The 3,858-nt window shown below is 74.2% G+C and carries 2 protein-coding genes; both read left to right on the top strand.

Translation table 11 applies throughout. The features are described 5' to 3' along the window. Window positions 1-1,970 (top strand): type I polyketide synthase (locus ALMP_RS41845; protein WP_264937278.1); only part of this gene is annotated, 1,970 nt, incomplete at its 5' end. Between the two features lie 90 nt (window positions 1,971-2,060). Next, on the top strand, window positions 2,061-3,858 hold a 1,798-nt coding region (locus ALMP_RS41840), incomplete at its 3' end, for a type I polyketide synthase (protein ID WP_264937277.1).

The raw sequence follows: 3,858 nt of genomic DNA, 5'->3' as shown, positions 1-3,858 counted from the left end.
CGGCGTCGGTGCCGGTGGGCTTCCTGACGGCGTACTACGGGCTCGCGGAACTGGGCGGCCTGCGCGCCGGCGAGTCGGTACTGATCCACGCCGGAGCCGGTGGAGTGGGCATGGCGGCGGTGCAGATCGCCCGTCACCTCGGCGCGGAGGTGTTCGCCACCGCCAGCGAGGGCAAGTGGGACACCTTGCGCTCCCTCGGCCTGGACGACGACCACATCGCGAACTCCCGCTCGCTGGACTTCGAGGAACGCATCCGTACCGCCACCGGCGGCCGGGGCGTGGACGTGGTGCTGAACTCCCTCGCCGGGGAGTACGTGGACGCGTCGCTGCGGCTGCTGGCCGACGGAGGCCGGCTGCTGGAAATGGGCAAGACCGACCTGCGCGACCCGGACGCGGTCCACACCGCCCACCCCGGAACCACCTACCTCCCGTACGACCTGATGACGGTCGCCCCCGCGCACATGAAGGCGCTCTTCGACGACCTGATGCCGTTGTTCGCCTCGGGTGTGCTGAAGCCGGTGCCGGTGCGGTCGTTCGACGTGCGGCGGGCACCGCAGGCGTTCCGGTTCATGTCCCAGGCGAAGCACGTCGGCAAGCTGGTCCTGCGGATGCCCAGGCGACTGGACGCGGACGGCACGGTCCTGATCACGGGCGGTACGGGCACACTGGGCGGGCTCGTCGCCCGGCACCTCGTCACCGAACACGGCATCCGCAGCCTGGTCCTGACCAGCCGACGCGGCGCCGACGCCCCGGGCACGGACGCCCTCGTGGCGGAGCTGACCGGACTCGGGGCCGACGTCACCGTCGAGGCCTGCGACACGGCCGACCGCCACGCCCTGGCCGCCGTCATCGACCGCGTACCGGCCACCGCCCCGCTCACCGCCGTCGTCCACGCCGCGGGCGTCGTCGACGACGGCCTCATCGAGACCATGGACACCGACCGGTTGCGGCGGGTGCTGCGCGCCAAGGTCGACGGCGCGGTCAACCTGCACGAACTGACCGCCGGCCACGACCTCGCCGCCTTCGTCCTCTTCTCCTCCGTCGCCGGCATGCTGGGCGGCCCGGGACAGGCCAACTACGCGGCGGCCAACGCGTTCCTCGACGCGCTCGCCGCCCACCGCCAGGCCGCCGGACTCCCCGGCACCTCCGTGGCCTGGGGACTGTGGGCGGACGCCAGCGGCATCACCGGACAGCTCGACCGGCACGACCTCGCCCGGATGCGCCGATCCGGAGTCGCCCCGATGACGGCCGCACAGGCCCTCGGCCTGCTCGACACGGCCCTGGACCGCGCCGACGCCAACCCGGCCGCCGTCCGGCTGGACCTGGCCCCGCTGCGCAAGGCGGCCGAGTCGGGAGACCTCCCCGTACCGCTGCACGGCCTGGTGCGCGTCCCACGGCGCCCGGCCGCCGTCTCCGCGGCACAGGCCGCGACCACGCTCACCCAGCAGCTCGCCGGGCGGTCCGAGGCGGAGCAGGAGCGCATCCTCGTCGACCTCGTCCGCAGTCACTGCGCGGCGGTCCTCGGGCACGCCTCGATGGACGCCGTCGCCTCCGACCGCGGCTTCCTGGAGGCCGGATTCGACTCGCTCACCGCCGTCGAACTGCGCAACCGGCTCGGCGCCGCCACCGGACTGCGGCTGCCCGCCACGGTGACCTTCGACTGCCCGACACCGCAGGCGCTCGCCCGGCACCTGCGGCAGGAACTGGGCCCGGTGCGGGAGACGGACGCCACGGCACCCCTGCTGGGCGAGATCGACCGGCTCGAGGCGACCCTCACCCGGACCCTGCCGGGCACGGGAGACGACCGGGCCGCCGTGGTGCGCCGGCTCCAGGCGCTGCTGTGGCGGTTCGAGGACGCACCGGACGCGGCGGCACCCGCCGACGGCGACGAGGACCGGCCCGGCGGCTTCGACGCCGTGACCGACGACGAGATGTTCTCCCTGATCGACAAGGAGCTGGGCCTCGACTGACCCCGCGCCCGGCCGGCCGCGCCCACCGGCGCCCCACGACCCGGCCGCCGACCGACCCGCACCCCGCCACCCCCTTGGAAAGCGTGGACGATGAACGACACCGGCACTGAGCAGAAGCTGCGGGACTACCTCAAGCGCGTGACCGAGGAGCTCCAGCAGACCAGGCGACGCCTGGCCGCCGTCGAGGCGCACGGCCGGGCGCCGATCGCGATCGTGGCCATGTCCTGCCGCTTCCCCGGCGGAGTCCGCTCGCCGGAGGACCTGTGGCGGCTCGTGGCATCCGGGACCGACGTCATCTCCGACTTCCCGGCCGACCGGGGATGGGACATCGAGGAGCTCTACGACCCCGACCCCGACGCGCCCGGCAAGAGCTATGTGCGCCAGGGCGGCTTCGTCCACGACGCCGGCGAGTTCGACGCCGACTTCTTCGGCATCTCCCCGCGCGAGGCCCTCGCCATGGACCCGCAGCAACGGCTGCTGCTGGAGACCTCCTGGGAGGCGTTCGAACGGGCCGGCATCGACCCGGCCACCCTGCGCGGCTCCGCCACCGGCGTCTTCGTCGGCGCCGGCGCCGCCCGATACATCGACAACCCGCGCGACACACCGCAGGCCGTCGAGGGCTACTCGATGACCGGGAACGTCGCCAGCGTCCTGTCCGGCCGGCTCTCCTACACCTACGGCTTCGAGGGCCCGGCGGTGACCGTGGACACCGCCTGCTCCTCCTCGCTGGTGGCCCTGCACCTCGCCGCGCAGGCGCTCCGGCAGAACGAGTGCTCGTTCGCACTGGTCGGCGGAGTCACGGTGATGTCCGATCCGGCGCTGTTCGTCGAGTTCAGCCGCCAGCGCGGCCTCGCGCCCGACGGCCGCTGCAAGGCGTTCGCCGCCGCCGCGGACGGCACCGGCTGGTCCGAGGGCGTCGGCGTCCTCCTGGTCGAACGGCTCGCGGACGCCCGGCGCAACGGCCACCAGGTGCTCGCCGTCCTGCGCGGCTCCGCCGTCAACCAGGACGGGACCAGCAGCGGACTCACCGCGCCCAGCGGACCGTCGCAGCAGCGCGTGATCCGCCAGGCACTGGACAACGCCAGACTCACCCCGGACCAGGTGGACGCCGTCGAGGCGCACGGCACCGGAACCCGGCTCGGCGACCCCATCGAGGCCCAGGCGCTCCTGGCCACCTACGGCCGTGACCGCGCCCCGGACCAGCCGCTGTGGCTCGGAGCGCTCAAGTCCAACCTGGGCCACTCGGCCGCAGCCTCGGGCGTGGCCGGGGTGATCAAGACGGTCATGGCGATGCGCGAGGGCGTGCTGCCGAAGACGCTGCACGTGGACGCGCCGACGCCGCACGTGGACTGGTCGGCCGGCGCGGTCGAACTGCTCACCGAGGCCCGCCCCTGGCCGGAGACCGGCCGCCCGCGACGGGCGGCGGTGTCCTCCTTCGGCATCAGCGGCACCAACGCGCACATCGTCCTGGAACAGGCCACACCCGCCCCGTCCACGGACTCCGGGCCGACCGCGACCGCCGCCCCCGCCGAGGCCCGGTCGCCCGACGGCCCCCTGCCCTGGTTCGTCTCCGCCCGCTCCGAACCGGGACTGCGCGCCCAGGCCCGCCGACTGCTCGACCACATCGAGGCCCACCCGGAGCTCACCCCGCTCGACCTCGCCTACTCGCTGTCCGCGACGCGCTCCGCGCTGGACGTCCGCGCGGCCGTCCTCGGCACCGACCGGGCCGAACTCGTCGCGGGCCTCGCCTCCTTGGCCGAGGGCACACCCGGACCGCAGGTCCGGCTGGGCAGCGTGCGCGCCGACGCCCGGCTGGCACTGCTGTTCAGTGGTCAGGGGAGTCAGCGGGTGGGGATGGGGGGTGAGTTGTGTGCCGTGTTCCCGGTGT

Origin of the sequence: Streptomyces sp. A012304 (assembly GCF_026008495.1) — a bacterium.
Lineage (GTDB): Bacteria > Actinomycetota > Actinomycetes > Streptomycetales > Streptomycetaceae > Streptomyces.
Note: the sequence above shows the minus strand (reverse complement) of the source record. Positions and strands in the feature narration are given on the sequence as shown.